General features: G+C 52.9%; 1 protein-coding gene. It reads right to left on the bottom strand.

The annotated features are described in order from the left end of the window. Nucleotides 1–527, bottom strand: a 527-nt coding sequence (locus ACTHUR_RS17885; protein WP_440400083.1) for an aminotransferase class I/II-fold pyridoxal phosphate-dependent enzyme, incomplete at both ends; no start/stop codon positions are given.

The raw sequence follows: 527 nt of genomic DNA, 5'->3' as shown, positions 1-527 counted from the left end.
ACACTCGTGTGCGTGCGGATAGTCTTGCCTATCAATGCCGACAAAGAAATGCTCGCCCGGAATAATCAGCGTGCCTTCAGCCTTGAGCATTTCGTACAAGGTTTGCGACGAAACAGGCAGGTTTTCAAACCAAAGCCACAAGAAAATCGCACCTTCAGGCTTATGAATTTTCAACGGATACGCACCCAACTCACGCTTGAGCAGGGAGACCGCCGTTTGCGCCTGCCGACGGTAAAACGGCTGAATCACTTGGTCGGCCAGCTGTTTCAGACGGCCGTCGTTTAACAGCGGAGCCGCAATCGCCGCGCCGAAACGCGTAGGCGACAAGTTCACAATCGCATTCAAACTGCTGACGGCTTTGACCACTTCCGGCGCGGCGACAATAATGCCGGTACGCACACCGGGCAGGCCGATTTTAGAAAGGCTGAAGCAGAGGATAATGTTTTCGTGCCAGTTGAGCGTCACATCGCTGTAAATAATATTCGGGAACGGCATTCCGTAAGCGTTGTCGATAATCAGCGGAATCC

Source organism: Neisseria sp. P0021.S007 (assembly GCF_051956855.1).
This window is presented reverse-complemented; position numbering and strand designations above follow the sequence as displayed.